Genomic DNA, 20,173 nt, shown 5'->3' with positions numbered 1-20,173 from the left:
TATCCCCCTTACATTTTTTCGATGATCGTGGCATTTGCCATCCCCATTCCCTCACAGATTGCCAGTAAGCCGTAACGATAATTTTCTCGCTCCATGCGATATAACATAGTCGTTAACAATTTTGTACCAGTTGCCCCTAATGGATGCCCTAATGCAATCGCTCCCCCATCAGGATTGAGCTTCTTCGGATCTCCACCCATGTCCTGTAGCCATGCGAGCGGTACTGGTGCAAAGGCTTCATTTACCTCATATGTGTCGATATCCTCTATGTTGAGACCTGATCGTTCTAGCGCTTTTCTCGTAGCTTCGATTGGCCCTGTTAACATTAATGTTGGATCAGAGCCTACGACCACTCTTGTCACAATTTTAGCAAGTGGCTGAATACCAAGCTCCTGGGCTTTATCCAAGGACATCACCACTACCGCTGATGCCCCATCACTCATCTGACTTGCATTGCCAGCAGTAATAACGCCATCCTCTTGAAAAACAGTTTTTAGCCCATTTAAAATATCGACGGTTGTTTCTGCACGAGGACCTTCATCAACAGTAAATGTTGTCACTGATCCATCCTCCTGTGGAACTCGAATAGGTAGTATTTCATCTTTGAAATGACCTGCTTCAATGGCTGCGATTGCTCGTTGATGGCTTTCATAAGCATAGCTATTGAGCTGTTCTTTTGATAAAGACCATTGTGAGGCGATTTTCTCCGCTGATAATCCTTGATGGATAATATCATAATTCTCCTGTAAGCGTTTGCCAGCATGTGCATTTTGCATGTTTGACCCCATCTGTACCCTTGACATACTTTCCACGCCACCAGCAATGACAATATCCATATCCCCCGCTAGAATGGCCTGTGCTGCAAAATGGACGGCCTGTTGGCTAGAGCCACATTGACGATCAATGGTTACCCCTGGCACACTATCTGGAAAGCCAGCCATCAATAAAGCTGTCCGTGCAATATTTCCCCCTTGTTCAGCTGTTTGCGTTACACAGCCTAATATGACATCATCCACTTGTTCCTTGCCAATCCCTGCTCGCCTTACAGCCTCCTGTAACACATCTGCCGCTAAATCATCCGCTCGAACTTGACTTAATGCTCCCTTACTACGCCCTACAGCAGTTCGCACAGCTGCTACGATTACCACTTCTCTCATATCCATAACCCCTTTTCCTTGTCATCCCTCACAGTTTATTGACAGGCCTATCAATCTATTCCTAACTTAATTATCAGAATATTACATCTTTAATTGTACAGGAGGACAAAGCTTTTAACAATTCTATATCTATCTAGAAATAGATAATTCCCCTATTGCCATACTATCTATCCTTACTTTTTAGGCAATAAAAAAAGCAATCCCAAGTAAATTGAGACTGCCTAATCTATTCGAAATTAAACTAAACCTTCACCGAAGAATAAGCCGATTTCGCGCTCTGCAGAAGCAAGAGAGTCAGAACCGTGGATGATGTTGTGAGAAACAGTTGTTGCGTAGTCACCACGGATTGTACCTGGGAAGCTACCAAGAAAATAGACTTTAACTATTGTCTCTGAAATCACAAATATCATGGGTTCTCTGAAATAAACGAAAAAAACTAAACTAGAACTAAGTTTTTTACCTTCTTAATTCCCAACTATACACAATTTCAGCAAGTATTTCAACGATAATAAAAGAGCGATTATTCACGTCTTCTTTTCTATTTATCTAATGAGTCCATACTGCTTCACCTTCCAAGACGATTCGATAAAACTTTGAAGCAAGAATAGCAATTATCCCTAACTCCTCAACCTACTCTTATAATTTATACTCACCATCGTCTATGTAAATCATGAAGTCTACTTTCTTTGCACTTGGACTTACGACTACTGTTCTCCCCATTTTTCCCTTCATTAAGTAGCAAACTCCTTGCCGTTTCTAATGAAGTACCATAAAAAATTACTCATTTCTAATTTTATCTCTTAACCAACGATAAATACTTGGCAGATTAATTTGAAATCCTTTCCCTTCAATATTAATTAGTGATATAGAACCTCCTAGAATTTCTTCTTTATCTATTGAATCATCATTTTTTGTATTTATTAAAAGCGACTGTTGAAGTATTGTTGAATCGACAAATCGTTGCTGTTGTTCAATTGTAATTCTTTGACTTTGAATTATTCCATTTTGAGTTTGTGCTAAAGCATTTGCAAGCATTAGTTGTCCATTGAGATGTTGAATATTAGCTATTAATTGTTGTTCTTTAGGCTCCATTTGTATACTCATAAAATTAGTATTGGTAAAATTATTGGGTAGTTGAAGATAAATATCTAAGGCTTCCCTTATCTGTTCCAATGCTGTTTCTTTTGATTCAGGAGTAACAGAAAAAAGAACTTTTCCTGTTTTGTGACTTATTTCTGTTGTTGCATCAATTCCAATATTTTTCAAAAACTCTACGAAGTATACAAGATACTGTTCACAAGGGACTCTAACATGTTCAGGAAAATCAAAGAAGCTAACTACAGACCCTTCCCTAGTTTTCTCAATAAGTAAAATTTCCACTCTTTCAATAATATCCTTAATAAGTGGAAGATTTCTCTCCAATACTGACTTTATTGTTTCATTTTTGTTAAAATCGAGACAGCTAATATGACATCCATTACTTGCAAACTCCTCATCCTCCTGTACCCATTTAATTTTCTTATCATTATACTTGAATACAGTTTCCTCCATAGTCTTTGAAAACTCTTCAATACTAAATGGTTTTTTCCATCTCTCTATATCCATATATAGTTTAAAATTAACTTCAATGTTTTCGCTATTACGGTAGTCCCTCCCAACCTCAATTTCATTAATAAATTCTGTAAAGTCTAATGGATAATATAATTCCAACTTCCAAATTTCCTTTGGAATTTCATCAATGAAAGTTTCAGTTATTTTCTGAGAAAGGCCATAATCATATATCCCAACCCAAAGGTGTGTTTTTTCATTCTGTGAAATATATCCTAAATCCTTTGTAAGAGGAACACCATCTATTATTAACTCATTTTCTATTTTTTCATGTTCGCCTAATTTTACTTTTAACACTTAATCTCCACCTTTCGAACTCCGAATATAATATAATTGAATTATATATTATTTTTTACATTCATGGGATTTACAAGGAAAATTAGATTCCCTCAAACTAAGTATTTATAAAATTAAACTATAAAAGAGGGGTGGTTTGTTGCTTAGAAATAATTTATTTCTAAGCTTTCCTTCCTTTAATGGACTATACATACATTTATTCAATAAGTAAACAACGAGTCACCTTAGAAAATAAATTTGAATTCAAACAGCCCAAATAACTTCTATCTCACAGTGAAAACTTTTAAATCATTAATAGATTGTATTTTATGTCGATTATAAATATATTACAAAAATTAAAGGGGATATATATGAAATTAGAGGAGCTATTGTATTTTTTATCAGAAGCAAAGAGTCCATCTGATATTGTAATAACATGGGGGATAAGAGAATCAAAGGATACTTCCAAAGCTATTATTTCTCTTGAAAACTATGAAAATGATTTTCTTCCAAAAGAATTTATTAATGTTGTTTTTTCAGAAGATAATGATTTTTATCCTTATTTCCAAACAAAAAATCTATTCTTTATTGATAATAAAATTCTAAAAAATATGTTATCATCTTCTCGGGATATTAAGATTCCAATTGATTATTCTGTGATGTTTGATACAAACTATGCGAGTTATATACATCAATTTGTAAATGATGATATGAGTAATTTAAATAATGAGGTCTTTACATCAATTGCTATACTATTGCGTGAAAATTTCCAGTACGATTATCACTTTTATCTAATAGAAAATTCTAAGAGTATTAATTTTGATGAAAATTTTGATATTAACTACTTTAAAAAAATGCATAATGATTTATACCAAAATATAGCTAGCTTAGAATTGTTTAAAAGTATTGATAGTGAGTTATTCAAAAAAGAAGGAAAAATAAAATATACGATTACTCCAAATGAAGCTGAAAATAATGCAGAAGAACTTATTAAAATGCTTTTTTGTAATGAATTAGGAAGAGATTTTCTTAAAGATATCACTTTCATGCAAAAGCAACTGACCTTATTTTTAATTGGCGTGCTTATAATTAACTTTTCTAGTAAAAGAAATGCACAAAAGAAAATATTAGAATTATTCAATTTCATGAATGAAAAAGTTGGTATTTATTTCGAAAGAGAAACTATTGTAGCTTATAAGTATTTTAAAGAACCAGGTAGCTTAAAAATCTTTAGACAAATCCAAAAAAAAATGGATACTTCAAAACTATTAGACATAATAAACAATATTTCATGGGATTTTACTGCTCCACGTATTATGGAGTTCTTCATGAGGGTTGGAGGAGAGGGTAAATTCTTTATTCCTTTTTTCTTAACTCATGATGGTGGGTTAAAGGACGTTATAAAATTATTCACTGTAAAAGGTGTTTTATTTGAGGATTTATATGGCTCTATACCCATTTCCTCTATTAATACCCAACATTATTTTGAAACTGAAAAATGTAATGTTGATTTTGATTTCTTTTTTTCAATGGAGAATAAATCGCAAAGAGCAACAAGAGTGGATAAAAACAGAGAAGTAATTGACGAAATAATCATCGAAGAAATTAATAAATTTATTAATATAATTACAAACTAAAATAAATAGAAATAAACTACATTCAAATTTAAGAATATCTCTTTGCTAAAACATTCATACTACTATATAAGTCAAAATGTATATTTTATCTTGTTTAAATCAGAATGGTCCAAATATACTCTCAATGTTACATATTTACTCTTAAAGTCACTTCATCAACACCTACATCAATTTAATGGCATAGTCTCTAAATATTCCAAAAACGAACTTTAATTTCTTTAACCCATTTATTGATATAAAATTTACTCAATACTACTTTCATTCAGTTTTGAATTAGAGGGTCTGCGAGCCAATTTTTCACGTAAATACTTGGGTTAGGTAAAGGGATATTCCACAAGAGTTCAACTCCCATTCAATATCCCTAGTTTTTAAATTATTGATATGATTGGATATACAGCCACTTTATGTATAGAGACGGCGGGAGTCGAACCCGCGTCTTTTTAAAGTGCTGTAATAGCTTCGCTTATTAGGGTTTTTAATTGTTAATAAAAATCTTTGACCAAGGTTTAATAAATTACCTTACGGAGGCAAGTTTATAGAGTGAAGAATACTCATATTCTTCTCCTTTACAGAATTAGTTCATAATTTCTTAAGTGCAAATAATGTTAATTGCACTTAAGAAATTATGAACTAATTCTTTATATGTATCCTGATATTAATCATATTCCTGTATGTCATTATCACTGTTATTACTAACTACAGCTTCTACTACTAAACTTCGCCCTTCTCTAGTTGTAATAATAAAAACTGGCGTTTCTTTAGAATAATCCATATCAAACTTTAACTCCTCTAAATAAGTCCATATATGCCTATCAACCCCTAAAATAAATATGTATAATATCAATTAACGTATTAAAACATTTACAGTATAAGGGAAAGAGATATTCTTATGTTATTTAAAGACACCATCTCATTTCGTAATTTTGATTTACCTATCATCTTGGACCAGGATTATCAATATTATAATTCACTTAAGCATACTCTTGAAAATTATTTAACAGAAGTAGCTGTTATTAAAAATCTCCCCATCTCTGTGGTTGTAAATACTTTTAATAATATAAAATTACTCCTTGATAGTGTCGAACATTACTACAATGCAGATATTACTGCAGCAAGCCAAAAGATAAATACTATACTCCAAAGTTATCAAAATAGCTCTTTTTTTGTATCTAATGCTAACGCTAGTTACGCTTTCAAAGGAATTATGCCCTTCAATATGAGCCCTAATCTATATAGAGCTAGAAAAGGAAACTTAGAGTTTCAGTTAAATGATTTTTTACACATCCCCCTAGATGCACGTGGGAAAATCGCAACGCAACGTTTTAGTATTCCAGGTGTTCCTTGTCTTTACCTAGGAACAACATCATATGTTTGTTGGCTAGAATTAGATAAACCAATAGACAATGAGCTCAATATTTCAGCTTTTGAGATACCAAATATAAAGATTCTAAATTTGGCTCTAACACAACAATTAATCAATGGTCACTCCAATCAACTAGAGTCAATTGACCCGAACGATTCAGAAGTGCAGAAATTATTTCACATGATTGAGCTATGGCCATTAATTTGTTCAACATCGTATAGAATTAAAGAAGACAATAGAGTTTTCAAGTCTGAATACATAATTTCAAATCTTATTATGCAAAATTTAACCCATATCCAAATAGAAGGAGTAGCTTATATTTCAAAAAAAATTAAAAATGACAGTAACTCTTTCCCTCAAGCTGTAAACTTAGCAATACCTATTAAGAGTTCACCTAGCTCTCAAAGATATGGAGATATTTGCAGAAACATCGCTTTATCTAACCCTGTTAATTTTGGGGAATTTGTAAAAATAGAGAATTTATTAACTTATCCATTCACTAGTCTAGTAAATCGCTTTGAGGAGTATAATTCGCTTGTTGAATTTGCTGGCAATCGCACAAACTACCAAAAAATACCTTTCAGTAAATTTGACGATTACTTACTATCATTAAATTTCCACACACCTATTTTCTAAAACACGGAGGTAAATTATGAATAAAATAGAAAAATCATTTTCAATATATATTATTTTAGTGTTGTGCCTAATAATCTTAAGTTTAATTGGATTGCTCAATTTACCGTTAGCAACTGAAACACTTTCGTTATTTAATACTATAATACCAATTAAAGATTTATTTTCAATTTTACTAACTGCCATAACTGTTATAGTAGGGATATTTTCAATCTGGATTGCTAACGAATCACTTAATTATAATAAAAGAGCTAACATAGCTTACGATTCATATATACCTATAATAGAAGAAATGGAATTCAACTTAAAAAGTCCTATGTTAGATAATACTATGATGAAATACGAGAAATTGAATAGCGTATCACAGACTTATTTAAAATATGCATTTGACGAGAAAACACTTACTAAGATTACTCACCTTTCAGATATCATTCAAAAGATTAATCAAAGAAAAAAATACACTGAAGAAAATTTTCAAAACAATATATTAAAGCACTTCCCCGATACTATAAAATACGAAAATGAGCAATATGAGGTCTCTAGTTTTCTAGTCGTTAAAAACGGTTCTATTACCCATGAGATTCCGATTACATATAATTTTTATAGGAACAACCTTAAACAATCGCTATTAATGGATAATTTTTATTTATACTGTAAAATTCACCCTAAGTATTGGAGAAACTTTACTGATGACGAAGGTAATGTTGTCGCCGAGGGCTATGATACAGATTATAATAGATGGTCGGAAATTCCAGTCGAAAAGGTATTAGAAGGATATTACGATGTTGAGGAATACGAAGGAATCATATTTAACAATAGATTTACAAAATTTCTAGATGATAAAAGTATTTCTATCAAAGAAAAATTTGAAGCTTCTTCACATTATATTGATTTAAATAAAAAATATATTGAAGCACAAAGATTAATGGAAACACTTAAATTAGAATTTGAAACTTCTTTAAGAAATATGCTATTGCCTAAAAAATTTTGGACTTTGAAGTAATTATTAATTTTATTTCTAGCCTATTTAAAAAAATCAAAGAAATAAAACAGGGGTTAAGATATATAATAAACCTCGACTCCTGTTTTACTTAAAGCGTGTGTATAACCTTGTTTTTAAACGTCCCAGGAGGGATTCGAATCCCCCGACCTCCCCTATCGAGGCTCCACTATTTTATCATCTAAAAAAGCGATAATGGTGTGGGAAAGAAGGGGTTATTCAACTTCCGTTTAAACACTGGTGGAAAAGGAGAAACCAAGAATCAAACAGGCGTCATGTACGAAAATGAAGTCTTTTGCCGGTGACTCAACTAGCACTATTTAATTTTGAACTTATCTTTTAGAACCCTCTGCACATTATTAAATATCAAAAAGAAAAAGAAGAATTTTATATTAGATTCTTCTTACTTCTTAATATGGAATATATTATTAAATAGGTTGAATAATATATTCGTCACCTAATTCAATAATTTTTGCATTAATACCTTTATTTATAATAGTAATAGTCTCTTTTTCAAGAGAAGTACCTATGATTGATTGATTGTTCATCGATTTTAATTCTTTAAACAAATTCTTTTGACTCTCTATATTAGTCTGATGTTGTCCAGGTTCATCAAATACAATTAATTTAATATGATTCCCATTGTATTGATTACTTGTCTTCAATAAAGCCACAAAATATGACCAAATTAAACGGATATTATCACTTGCAGAAGCATCGAAACTTAAATCGACACCTTCTATAGTTGGAATATATTTATCTAAGGATATAGTTAAATCTTTTAAATTTGCATCTTCTAGATGTTTAAACTTTTTCATTAAAGATTTAATGTATTTTTCGAAAGCTTCGATTTTTTTATAATCTAATTCCGAGAAATACTCATTCGGGAGCATTGCAACCTCATCCTCATATAATTTATATTTTTCACAATACTCTTCATACCATGATTTGATTAGCAACCATTTCTTTTCAAACCTTAATAATTTAGTTAAATTAAGCTTCTTTTCAATCAATTCTTCTATTGAAGCTTCTGATAAAGTATTAGGCTCACCTACTAAATCATTATTTAACAGCCTATTTTCTTTTCGGATTTTTCTCGATAATTGATTAATTTGCTTAAATTCATTTTCAAATATAATAATTATTTTTCTTGATTCATTAATGCCAAATTCTACTGTTCTTATTTGATTCTCTAATAATATAATGTTTTGATTTAAATCCAGACCTTTATATTCTTTATCTGTAATTAACAATGTATCGTGCATTGGATTTTCACATATAGGACATAAGTGTTGTTCATCAACTAACTCTAAGTCTGAGCCTAATTTATATAGTTTTCGTATTTCTTTATTCTTATCTAAATCTTCCTTCAAAATAAGTAAATTACTTTCTAAAACTGATAAATTATTTTCTTCAAGTTTTATTTTTTGTTCTATTGTTTTAACCTTCAGGTCTAACCCTAATAATTTCTTTTTATTATCTTCAAGTTTTTTTTCCAATTCTTCATCTTTTTTTCTAATCGAAACATTTACTGAATTTCTAATTTCTTTTAATTCCGTTTCTAATCTGTAAATTCTTTGTGGGATTGTTTCTGAAACTTTATCGGAATTTATAAACGATATATTTAATTTTAAATCCAATTTTGGTTTTGTTGGAAGATTAATATTAGTAACGTTTATCTCTAAAAGTTCTTGTTTTACTTCTTTTCTAAGTTCTTTCCACTCAGAATTCAGTTTCACTAAATCCTCTTGCAACTTAATTCTTTTTTTATTGTTTTCTAATACATCTAAATTTAAAATAAATTCAAATACTTTTTTTGGTAAATCTCTAATTTGGAAATTACTCTTTAAAGGTGGGTAAAAACCCAGCCATCCTTTAAGCTGTTCAATGAAAAATACTGGAAAGATAGTTTGTATGTATAAAGGTCTATCAATATTCTTAAATGTTGGAACCATAGGTAAGTTCCAACCAATAAAATTAACTAAATAATTATGAAAACCTTTTGAATTAACCGCTGCTCCATTTAAGTGTACATAATAATCCTCATAATCTAGTTCCTCTTTAGAACTTAATTTCCCCCCTTTATAAACTCTTACAAGTTCTTCTTTTTTATCCTTAGAAACTATCCAACGTTCAGTAGTAATTACTTCATTGTATTCATTTTTGAGTTGTAACTCTACTTTAGAATTTTCTACTTCTAATAAATTACCTTCATACTCTAATTTATTATTGAGTGCCGATTTCATAGAATTAGAATTTTTATACCCTAGAATTTCTTCTACACCTAGCCCGTATAAAATACTATTTAAAATCGTACTCTTCCCTTTTGAATTTTTAGCTCTTACAATATTTAGATTTTCATCGAATTCAATTTCTTTACCAAAATCACCTTTATTTGTTTTAATTGATATCTTTAATATCTGTAAAGTCAACCTCATTTTCGAATCCTCCTTTTAGAATTTGGTCAACGTTCTTTTCTGAAAATGATTTTCGTATCTTGGCTAGAAAAGCAAGTTCATTTAAAAATATAGTATCCTCATTAATTATTTTATTAACCCATTGGTCTCCCTTCTCAGTTAATACAAACTGAGATTTATCAGTGACTATTTCGAAAATCCCTATAGCCTCTCCGTAAATTAATGCTCTATTGACAAATGGACTAAATCTAATAATATCCCTTTTACTATAGGGAGACGTAAGAATTTCTCCTCTATTTTCAATATCTTGTAATACCCAATAAAATAATTGGAGCTTAGCTATTGAAGCTTTCTCACCTCTAGATGAAACTTTTAATACAATTGCTAGGAGACTCACAACATATAGTGGTCTTAAAGTAGGAGGAATACTTTTGGGTTTTCTTTTAAACTGCATTTTCTCTACATTGTATAATGGTAATTCCATAATCAACCTCCAAAATCTAAAGGACATTCTATCAGCCATGAAGAAATAGCTTCATCACAGATTTCTTCGATTACTATATTGTCTAAAGCTTCACCTATAGAATCTGCTAATAAGTGCGTTTTATAATCTTTTTTGGTTTTATCAATTAGAGCTTTTGGGCTTAAATCTGTTGTTAAAACTTCGATTTCTAAATTTTCTTCTATATGGTTTTTTATATTCTGTTGCCTTTCAAAAAGAGTTGGATAGCTGTTACAAAGTGTCAAAACTAACTCTTGTCCCTTTATGTATTTTTTTATATAAACATCTAACAGTTTATCAATTTTATCCTCAATTGATTCCAAACTCTTCCCAGGAAAAAGATGATTAATTTTTCTTTTTAATATTTCGATTGCAGGTGTATTGCATTTTTTCCATTCTATAATCTTTTCTTTCTTTACTTCTTCGACATTAACATTTAGTTTCTGTCCACTTATTTTTTTTAAGATTCCTATACTATCTAAATAATATTCTTCATCATGTACTAGAATATCAAAATTGTCCGAGAGCAAATCCTGCATTTCATCTAATTCTCTATATTTTTTAGCTTTATTTACACAATATTTATTTAGTTCTTTATTAGAAATTTTAGGAGTTAAAAATATCCATTTTTCAATCTTTACTCCAGCTAGATGTTTTTTTAGTTCCTCTTTATTTTCTATAAGTTTTTTTAAATCCGTATTAATTTTTTTAGTTTGACTTTGATAAAGCTTACTGGATTCATAATCTTCGTCTGGACAATAACATTGAAACACTAGTCCCGTTCTTGTATAACCTTCTATCCCTAAATCTCCATGAGTATTCGCTATCATCTCTTGATAACCATAATCTATATATTTAAATTTTAAAAAAGCTTGACAATACTCTTCCCAGCTATCACCGTTATATGAACCGTATTTGGTAGTAATCATTCTTTACACTCTCCAAACCAAATTTCCCTAGAAATAATTAATTTTTATAAAATATCCGAATAATACTGTACACATATCTCAGTTAACTAAAAAATTTAATACTTTAATTTTAACACTATTAAATTTGCTACTTTCTCTATTTTCAACACTTCATTGTAACCCAACATTTTACAGCAACAACATAGACTTTACAATACAATACATCATTACTATTTTAGTTTGAAGAACAATTATCCTTAAATGACGTTCAATTAATTTAATTCGCCCTTATTTTGTTCATTTACTATTTTATAAACAGTTGCTCTACCGATACCATATTCCTTAGCGATATCTTGAGCACTTTCCCCCGCTTCAAACAATGCGATTACATGCTTTTTTACCTTATCATCAATCGCTGGTCTTCCCCCTACCCTCCCTCGCTTACGAGCAGCTTCTAACCCAGCTTTTGTTCGTTGTTGGATAATATCACGCTCAAATTCAGCAAAAACAGCAAGCATTCCAAACATCGCTTTACCAGTAGGTGTTGAAGTGTCGAATGAATCAAGTACAGAAACAAAATCAACTTCTTTTTCTTTTAAGTGGTCTGTAAGTTCATACAGCTCCTTTGTACTTCGTGCTAGACGGTCTAATTTGTACACGACGAATAGGTCACCTTTTGTTGCTGCTTTCATTGCATTGATTAATTCTATCCTTTCATTCTTACGACTCGATACCTTCTCTACATATAAAACAAGCTCTAATCCTTTTTGGTCTGCATAATATTGAATTGCTCGTTCCTGCATATCTAAATTCTGTTCTTCAGTACTCACACGACAATAACCAATAATTCTACTCAAAATTAAACCCTCATTTCTATAAACTTATACGTTTTTTATACTCATTATAATAGACGAGTTTATAGACAAATTCAATAAAAAAAGAGAGCATAAACGTTAATTTATGCTCCGCCTTTTATTTGTCTACTAAACGAAGGTTTTATAGACATCAAATTTCCCATATCATTCTATATTATTTAGTATTTGTTTAGCTTCATTTATATTTTTTCTCATCTCCTCTAAAATTTGTTCTAACTTTTCAATTTTCGGATTTGGAATATTTATATCTCTTTTTGCTTTGTTTACTTTTTTTATGTATGTAGAACTACTTGCATGCTTCCACTTTTCAAAAACATACATAACAATTGTTGTTACACTGAAAAATATTGGTACTGTATATGTATAATTTATATCTTCGATAGTTACCTTAAATAATTCTTCTACTTCATTAATAATTAATGATTTACTCACACTTACATCATCATTGGGAACATAGAACTTAACTAATGAATTTATTATAATTAGTGTGAAAACACTTAGATAACTTGCTACTTCTTTTAAATCAACAAAAACATTTTTGGGCATATAAAATCTCCGAAATATGTAAATGTAAACTATCATAATAACGATGAGTGATATTACAGCTGGCGTAATGAATAAGAAAACTGCCCACAAAATACTAGTTAGATACTCCCCTTGATATTTTATATGTAGACCAAAACAAAGAATAAATGCAAATAAAAATATAAATGTAAATAAAGTAAGAAAAATTAATACAAATAAAAATACACTTTGTTTCTTTTTATTAAATTCAATATATTCCAATTATAATCACCTCATTTAAAGATTATATTGATTAAGTATTTTTCTAACAACTTAAATGTAAATAAAATTTCGATTTCATTTACATAAAGAGTAGAATTAGAAAATTTTTAATCAATTGATAATTAATATAAACGATTAAGTTTTGTATTATTAAATTAATCTATATATCAATAATGAATGGCGGTGTGGCAATGGATAAATTTAATTTTAATAGAGAGGAAATGACTTTATTAGCTAAAAAAAATCTTGCTAATAGCATTTATAACAGTGCTAGGCTTGAGAATGTCATTGTAAGTCCATCTCAAATAGAAAATATAATTGAAGGAAAATCAATAGCAGAGTTAGACTCAGGCGATTTGCAAATTATTTTGAACCTATGTAATGCTTGGAGCTTCTTACTTAATCATCTTGATGATAAGATGAGCCTAGACTTCGCTTGTAATGTAAATAATCTCGTTTCATTTAACGAAAGTCTTGATTGGGGAAAATTAAGGTATGGAGATGTTGGAATAAACGGTGTAAATTTTCAACCATCTATTCCTGTAAAAAAAGAAGTGCAGATAGAAATAAATAATATTCTATCATTAGATGCTACAATAACCCACAAAGCAATTATGTATATGCTCTACGGTATGAGAAATCAATTATTCTGGGATGGGAATAAAAGGACTAGTATATTTTGTGCAAACAAGCTACTGATTGAGCATGGTAAAGGGTTAATTACCATTCCAGAAAAGCATATATCCGAATTCCACCCCCTTCTTTCTCATTACTATGAAACAAACGAAGGTGATGAAATTTACCATTTTATTTATAATAAATGCTTATATGCATAGGCTTTACATTTTATGAATACACATAAAAGCAGCTAATAAATTATAGCTGCTTTTATTATTGGTAAATATAATACATATTCCCCTACTTATAAAATTCAGAAAATTATAATAGTACTTTATTTAGCATTCATACAGTGTCTCTTTTAATTGTGTATCCTGCATACTCCTCTTCAATCTGCTTTACAAATTCCGAAGGCTTGATTTCTAATGCGCTTGCTAATAGAAATATTGTTGTAATTGTTGGCTGTTTTATATTTCGTTCCAACATACTGATATATGTTCTATCAAGACTGCTTCTTGCAGATATCTCCTCTTGTGACAACTTTTTAGCTACCCTCAACTCTTTTAGCACCTTGCCAATTGTAATATTATCGATTTCAATCAAGAGAAAAAATCTCCTTTTAAATCAATTACAATCCCCATAAAGGATAATCACCACGTACTATAGTCTACATATAGTAGGGAATAATTTAAACTTATTGAAATTATGATAAAATCAGATTGTAGACTATAGTACAAATTTGCAATTATGAAATTATCTATATAGAACAAGAAAAGAGGAAATATTATTATGAAAAAACTTCTAACACTCTTATTCACTATGATTTTTTTGCTACTACTAGCAGGGTGCAATTCTGAGGAAGATTATCAAAGTGCCGTTACAATGATAAAGCAAGATACATGGCAAGAAGCTAAACAAACTCTTGATGAACTTCCAGATGATTTCAAAGATGTAACGATTCTAAGCAATTATATTAACGCCAAGATAAACTCAGAGGTTAGTGAAGGTGATTATACTAGTACATTAAAGCTTTTAGAAGAGATTAAAGCGAAGAATTACAATGGTGATTTTAAAAATGACATTGAAAAACTACATAAAGTTGTTCTTGAAAAACAAGAAGATTATGAACAAGAACTAAAGAAAAATCAATTTCGTGAATCTATAAGTTTGTTGTCAATTAGAGAATATGATGAAGCTTTAGATATAGTAAACAAGATAGATGATGAAAACATTGATACAATTAGGAATTATATTTATGCAAGAATATTTTATAATAAATACAAAAATAGTAAGGCATTCGCCGATTTGAGTCAATATTACGACTACCTCATTGAAATTAGTCCAACTTATAATGGAACTTTCGCTAAAGAAATAAACGATTTTGTTCAAATAAGGGTTGGTCTTGTTGGCACAGATGCTTGGGAATATTTAAAAAAGGAGGCTGTTAAAACTAAAGCGTTGGCTATAAGTGAAAACAACTATAAAGCAACCATTAAATCTAACCCAAAAATCGGAATGACAATGGAAGAAGTAAATAATTCAAAGTGGGGTAAACCAAAAAATATTAATAAAACTACTACAGCGTACGGTATAACTGAACAATGGGTTTATTATGGAAATAGATATATTTACTTTGAGAATGGAATTGTAACCGCAATCCAAGAATAACATTTGAAAAATCTATCAAATCATAATATAAAATGATAAATAAAATTCCGATTTCAGCAACTACAGTTGTTAATGAAATCGGAATTTATTTATTCGACACATTGTATATCCAAACCCGTCTTTATCACCTTGCTGTTATTAAATTATCCTGTACGTATTTACCTATAATAGATAATTATATATCTGTGCAGACCTTTATTAGAGCATTGGTTCCATTAATACCTTATTCTCTCTAAGAACACAGCTAATTTTCTACTCCCTTTACCAAACCTTGGCACTGTGTATTACCAATTAACAACTTGAAAATTATTAAAAACATGTATATGTCATTATCCTTACTTTATATGGTATCATTAATTTCAATGTACGTATTTACCTATAATAGATAATTAATATAACTATATTGTTTGTAGCTGTAGCTGTTGATACTGGCGCCTAGGTAACTTCCTCTTCAATTCACTCATATCATAAAGGCTATTAATAGCAAGTATGAATGACTCCTTATAATTTAATTCTTCAACATCAACTTGGTAAAGCGAATCAGATACTATATCTGCCATATTCATTTGATATTTGTTAGGTTTCTTACTCACGTATGCGCCATTTGAATCTTTTATTATTTGATTTCTTGCAACAATCTTCAAAATTCCAAATTCCTCTATTTGATTCACTATTGTTCTGACTGTTTTATCCGATAACCCACTAGCTTTAGACATTTGATTATATGACATATAAAAAACGCCCTGCTGATTAGCAAAGCGTTTAGAGTGTATCAACAAACAATATGCAATTTTTTTCTGGTTAAGTGATTTCAACTTCAAAATTTGTTTCATTTCTTCATACGATACTTCAATCTTTTTTGCTTCAAAGGTCATGCTTACTTCCTTATCATATATATACTCGACAATTGATTCATTGTCTTTGTAACATAAGTCTAGCGGGGTTGTATAATTAGCTTCGTCTTGCTGCCTAATCCACTCATTCAACATGTCCAAGCTTTCCTCTTGGTCGAATCCTTGATATCTGAAATATTTAGCTATCTTAAATGATGAATTATGCCTTGTACCAACGCTTTTCAATCCTTCATGAAGTAATTTTTCAATTGCTTCAATTGTTACTTTTTCATCTATATTTTGCTTATAGCTGTTTAAAGGGGTAATTTGGATTTCAATTAAGTGTCGAGTTTCTTCAATTTCAACAATTTCCTGCTCGTAATATATATCTCGTTCCCTATTCATAATGTCAAAGATAATGTCAACGTCCATTTGCTCAATCGTTAATATATGGTCAAATGATTTAATTGGCTTGAAATAATTGTAATAATAAACATACCAGCAACGATTACCTGTTGCTTGATGGATACCTAACGGAAGTTTTACACCGTATTTTAACATATCAGGTCTAAATTCTATCTCTTTAGGCGTACAATCCGAACGCTCCAACATCATTTTATAAAATTCATAAGCAATATCATTTCCTATTGGTTTATTGAAATATAAATCAACATGATAGCCCTTATTTCCAGAGATTGAAATATGGATATCCTTATCATCAATTCCAAATTGCTTTAAGGATTCAACCAATTTTATTGTAATCCATTTTGCTCTCTGCAAATCCCCTTTAACATCCACATCAAATGTCAAAAATTTCGTGAAATCCTTTGCAGAAAAAACACCATATGCACCATTTCCCTTTAGGTGTCTTTTAATCATCGAATCATTCATTTTACGATTCTTATTGTTTATAAAATGGTCGAATGTATACCACCCTTTGGTTTCTGGCGATTGATAGATATACTTCCATCTTGTTAGTACAAATAATTTGTTAAATTGTGCTACATGCTCTTCTGTTATTTTCATTATAATTTCTCTCCTTTAATCACTTCAGCACAAAATCACTTAATGAATCATTCATGTTTTTGTTGCTGTAATTACTAAAGTGATTTGCAGGAGAAAAATTATCGCTTTTTGGCATGAACTAGTTTTTTTCATACTTTTAAGCCAATTTATCTAAAGGTCCATTCAAAATAGTGACAATTCAATTGGTACGTAACCACCTTACATTTAAAAATGCGCTACATATCTGAAACCGCTTCCTTGTAAAAAAATTCTCTAAGATTTCTTTGCCCCTTTTCAACTAACGGTACAGTTTAGTAGAACACGAAAGGCTTTTGAATGACGGTCCGTTTTATATGGAATCTGATTGATTTACATCTTTGTTCTTTAAGTATTTATTTTTAATATACGGAGAAAATACCTACTAAATTCACAATATAGGTGGCGATAATTATTGAGAAAATTAGTCATACTAGTCACGATGATTTTTGAATTATTTTTCTCGATGCAATTGCTATTAGTAAAGGCGAGCGTTCAACCAAAATTAGAAAAAGAGGCTGTTTCATTTATTCAAGTAAACCGTTTAAATGGGGAAACTCGTTTATTTAAAGAAAATGATGGATATGAGGAAGTGATTATAAATAAGGTTGTTAACTGGATAAATACGGCAAGTCCTTCCGAAGGAGTAATTGAGTTAAATAAAACTCCCGTAGTCTCGATAATGAAAATAAAAATGAAAGATGGGGACGTTGCGGTTATTGAACCTGCATATAATTGTGTATCAAAAAACCAAGTAAAAACATGCACGATTGTAGATGGTGAGGTTATATATACAAGTAATAATAAAAAGATTCGATTGAAATCAGTAGAAATTTATGATTGACTCTTAGTTGGCTGGAAATATGAAAGTGTTGGGGCACCAAAAGATGAGTTGCTTGAAGAAACTTTATATACTAGATATTTTTCCTATATCGATGAAACTTACTCAGATTTTATCATGTGTCCAAAAATAGATAAAGTTGAAAGAATAAATGGCGATACAAGGAGACATATTGTTCATGCAAGTGCGTTAAATTATAGTGCACATCATGGTGACGCTCCCTTTGATAGAATCCATATCACGTTGACTGATACTCCAGAAAACGGTGTTAAAATAAATAAAGTTACTATACAAAAGGGTATTTCTGATAAAGAAAGTGCTATACAATGTAGGCGATAGAGCTGAAGGATAACTGAGTGCTTTAGTTTAATAAGAATAGGACTTGTGTGTATGATTGAATTTCATAAACACAAGTCCTATTCTTATGTCACCTCAAAACCTCTGTAGTCTTAAGCATGATTTCTGTTGCTCCAATCAGACAACCTTGTGTGAATGATTTTCCTGCTTCAATGTTTTTCACTACCACTGTTGTAACAATAAGCATCAAATCTATGAACGCAACTCAAAGACTTTCTAAAGCTTCACGTTTAAGACTTGTTCAAGCTTAATTTTCAAATAATCCAAATCACGCCATCTTTCTTTGCTAGAAACACGTAAAAAATTTATATCATGCTCTTTAACTAGCTGTTCTTTTAATTTATCGTTTTCTTGGTCCTTTAAAAAGCGCTCTTTCCCACCAAAATTTGCGACTGGTAAACGATGATGCTTTCCATCGAATTCGACTATAAGATTAAATTTTTCAAAGTAGCCGTCACAAAATAAATGCGCTCCTTTAATACCTAACAACCATTTAAACGTTTTTTGGCTTTCGTAATCAGCTTTTAAAACTTGCTTTACAGATTCTAAAAAAATTCTTTCGATTACATTTCTCACCTTAAGTTTGTATCCATACTTAATGATTGCAATATTTCGCCAAGTCATACCATATCTTTTTCTATATGTGTTATCATTATAAATTGAATCTTCATTAAATATTCGTTTTGTTGGGTGAGTACCATATTTATCAATATACATATCAAAAACACGTCGGAATTCTCTTTCTAAATCTTCATCTGGTATGGGTGGCATTCGACCAGCCATTAATGCTTTAAGCGATTTTTCTTTATATAAACAATCACGTTCTTCTATAAAGCTTTTCAGTTCCCCTTTGTCCTCCACCATTATCTTCAACACTTCATCCCATTGTTGCCCCATAATGCCATAATAGTCACAGTAAATCGAAGCTAAAATCTTAGAGGTCCCATTAAATTCTGTAATTGTTGGAATTTTACCTATTATTGTTTTGACTTTTTCATAATTCCTTTTTAATAATGTTTCATTATACATACCTGCATAATTTTCATTAATAAATCCTAGTTTTCTTCTTATTTCTTTAATATCTAAAATTGTCGCTAATACATATTGTTTAAGATATGGATGTTCCTTAGTAAATTGTGTACTCGAAGCCTTCCCATTCATACAAGCTAAATGTTCGTATTCAATAATTGCGTATTCATACAATGCATCAACCAAATTATATTCTTGCAGCAACTGTCCCCAATCCCTTTTTACCGATTTAATAATAGCAATGCTGTTTATGGAGCTTTCTTCATCAAATCCTTTTTTTGTTAAATACTTTCCCTTTAGTGCTGTAACACGCTTAAACTCAGCTAAATGAACTTCAGTTCTACAAGAAACGCATAAATCACTGTAATACATTTCGGTTCTCTGTTTACACACTTTGCATAATGGCAATACATATCTCTCCCTTTAATTACCTAGTAAATTAACTTTCTTATTCGCATACATTTAGTCAGTGCTGAACAAAGCTACCAAATACTAAGCTACATACATTCCCTTCGTATCGTAAAAATATTTTTTACGCACATTAATCCTTAGGTCTGTTCCTGCGGTGACAAAATAATTGCTAATCGAAAATACTGTAAAGTACCCCCCTATGGATATACAGAC

At 30.5% G+C, this 20,173-nt stretch carries 16 protein-coding genes and 1 pseudogene; 6 read left to right on the top strand and 11 right to left on the bottom strand.

The window, feature by feature from the left end; genetic code table 11:
• Positions 1-8: 8 nt before the first annotated feature.
• The 3 genes and pseudogenes from MHI04_RS07230 to MHI04_RS07220 all read right to left on the bottom strand — a co-directional run bounded on the left by MHI04_RS07230 (position 9) and on the right by MHI04_RS07220 (position 3,062).
• A complete protein-coding gene (locus tag MHI04_RS07230; protein WP_342535468.1) occupies positions 9-1,157 on the bottom strand; it encodes a thiolase family protein in 1,149 nt (382 codons plus the stop codon).
• A 236-nt stretch (positions 1,158-1,393) separates the two neighbouring features.
• Positions 1,394-1,585 (bottom strand): annotated as a pseudogene (locus tag MHI04_RS07225) (nucleoside-diphosphate kinase); the annotation flags it as partial.
• A 349-nt stretch (positions 1,586-1,934) separates the two neighbouring features.
• Positions 1,935-3,062: a hypothetical protein gene (locus tag MHI04_RS07220; protein WP_342535467.1), complete on the bottom strand. Its 1,128-nt coding sequence runs from the start codon at positions 3,060-3,062 to the stop codon at positions 1,935-1,937.
• Between the two features lie 350 nt (positions 3,063-3,412).
• Here MHI04_RS07220 and MHI04_RS07215 point away from each other — a divergent pair, with 350 nt between their 5' ends.
• The 3 genes from MHI04_RS07215 (at position 3,413) to MHI04_RS07205 (ending at position 7,677) form a co-directional block, all read left to right on the top strand.
• On the top strand, positions 3,413-4,678 hold the full coding sequence (locus tag MHI04_RS07215) for a hypothetical protein (RefSeq protein WP_342535466.1): 1,266 nt from the start codon (positions 3,413-3,415) through the stop codon (positions 4,676-4,678).
• A gap of 889 nt (positions 4,679-5,567) precedes the next feature.
• Complete coding sequence (locus tag MHI04_RS07210; RefSeq protein WP_342535465.1) at positions 5,568-6,677, top strand: hypothetical protein; 1,110 nt, start codon at positions 5,568-5,570, stop codon at positions 6,675-6,677.
• A 16-nt stretch (positions 6,678-6,693) separates the two neighbouring features.
• The gene (locus MHI04_RS07205; RefSeq protein WP_342535464.1) at positions 6,694-7,677 is read left to right on the top strand and encodes a hypothetical protein; all 984 of its coding nucleotides are present in this window, start codon (positions 6,694-6,696) and stop codon (positions 7,675-7,677) included.
• 425 nt (positions 7,678-8,102) lie between these two features.
• On the opposite strand, the gene MHI04_RS07200 is transcribed toward MHI04_RS07205, so the two are convergent.
• The 5 genes from MHI04_RS07200 to MHI04_RS07180 form a co-directional block, all read right to left on the bottom strand.
• The gene (locus MHI04_RS07200; protein ID WP_342535463.1) at positions 8,103-10,112 is read right to left on the bottom strand and encodes an AAA family ATPase; all 2,010 of its coding nucleotides are present in this window, start codon (positions 10,110-10,112) and stop codon (positions 8,103-8,105) included.
• Positions 10,075-10,575, bottom strand: a complete 501-nt coding sequence (locus tag MHI04_RS07195; protein WP_342535462.1) for a hypothetical protein — start codon at positions 10,573-10,575, stop codon at positions 10,075-10,077. The genes MHI04_RS07200 and MHI04_RS07195 overlap by 38 nt, the downstream gene beginning before the upstream one ends.
• Before the next feature lie 2 nt (positions 10,576-10,577).
• Entirely contained in the window at positions 10,578-11,522 is a 945-nt protein-coding gene (locus MHI04_RS07190; protein WP_342535461.1) for a hypothetical protein, read from the bottom strand.
• 251 nt (positions 11,523-11,773) lie between these two features.
• On the bottom strand, positions 11,774-12,358 hold the full coding sequence (locus tag MHI04_RS07185) for a recombinase family protein (protein ID WP_342535460.1): 585 nt from the start codon (positions 12,356-12,358) through the stop codon (positions 11,774-11,776).
• Positions 12,359-12,520: 162 nt separating this feature from the next.
• Positions 12,521-13,162 (bottom strand): hypothetical protein, encoded by a 642-nt coding sequence (locus MHI04_RS07180; protein WP_342535459.1) that lies wholly within the window; start codon positions 13,160-13,162, stop codon positions 12,521-12,523.
• A 191-nt stretch (positions 13,163-13,353) separates the two neighbouring features.
• Here MHI04_RS07180 and MHI04_RS07175 point away from each other — a divergent pair, with 191 nt between their 5' ends.
• Positions 13,354-13,998, top strand: coding sequence for a Fic family protein (locus MHI04_RS07175; RefSeq protein WP_342535458.1), 645 nt, complete (start codon positions 13,354-13,356; stop codon positions 13,996-13,998).
• A gap of 127 nt (positions 13,999-14,125) precedes the next feature.
• On the opposite strand, the gene MHI04_RS07170 is transcribed toward MHI04_RS07175, so the two are convergent.
• Positions 14,126-14,383: a helix-turn-helix domain-containing protein gene (locus MHI04_RS07170; protein WP_342535457.1), complete on the bottom strand. Its 258-nt coding sequence runs from the start codon at positions 14,381-14,383 to the stop codon at positions 14,126-14,128.
• Between the two features lie 186 nt (positions 14,384-14,569).
• Between MHI04_RS07170 and MHI04_RS07165 the strand changes: the two genes are divergently transcribed.
• The gene (locus tag MHI04_RS07165; RefSeq protein ID WP_342535456.1) at positions 14,570-15,448 is read left to right on the top strand and encodes a hypothetical protein; all 879 of its coding nucleotides are present in this window, start codon (positions 14,570-14,572) and stop codon (positions 15,446-15,448) included.
• A gap of 398 nt (positions 15,449-15,846) precedes the next feature.
• On the opposite strand, the gene MHI04_RS07160 is transcribed toward MHI04_RS07165, so the two are convergent.
• Positions 15,847-17,307 (bottom strand): hypothetical protein, encoded by a 1,461-nt coding sequence (locus MHI04_RS07160; protein WP_342535455.1) that lies wholly within the window; start codon positions 17,305-17,307, stop codon positions 15,847-15,849.
• A 430-nt stretch (positions 17,308-17,737) separates the two neighbouring features.
• Between MHI04_RS07160 and MHI04_RS07155 the strand changes: the two genes are divergently transcribed.
• Complete coding sequence (locus tag MHI04_RS07155) at positions 17,738-18,166, top strand: hypothetical protein (RefSeq protein ID WP_342535454.1); 429 nt, start codon at positions 17,738-17,740, stop codon at positions 18,164-18,166.
• Positions 18,167-18,736: 570 nt separating this feature from the next.
• Here the strand turns inward: MHI04_RS07155 and MHI04_RS07150 are convergent.
• Entirely contained in the window at positions 18,737-19,921 is a 1,185-nt protein-coding gene (locus MHI04_RS07150) for a hypothetical protein (RefSeq protein WP_342535453.1), read from the bottom strand.
• Positions 19,922-20,173: the final 252 nt, after the last annotated feature.

It is taken from the genome of Lysinibacillus sp. FSL K6-1151 (assembly GCF_038630755.1).
Taxonomy (GTDB): Bacteria; Bacillota; Bacilli; order Bacillales_A; family Planococcaceae; genus Lysinibacillus; species Lysinibacillus fusiformis_D.
The sequence above is the reverse complement of the archived record's forward strand: the minus strand, read 5'-3'. Positions and strand labels throughout refer to the sequence as shown.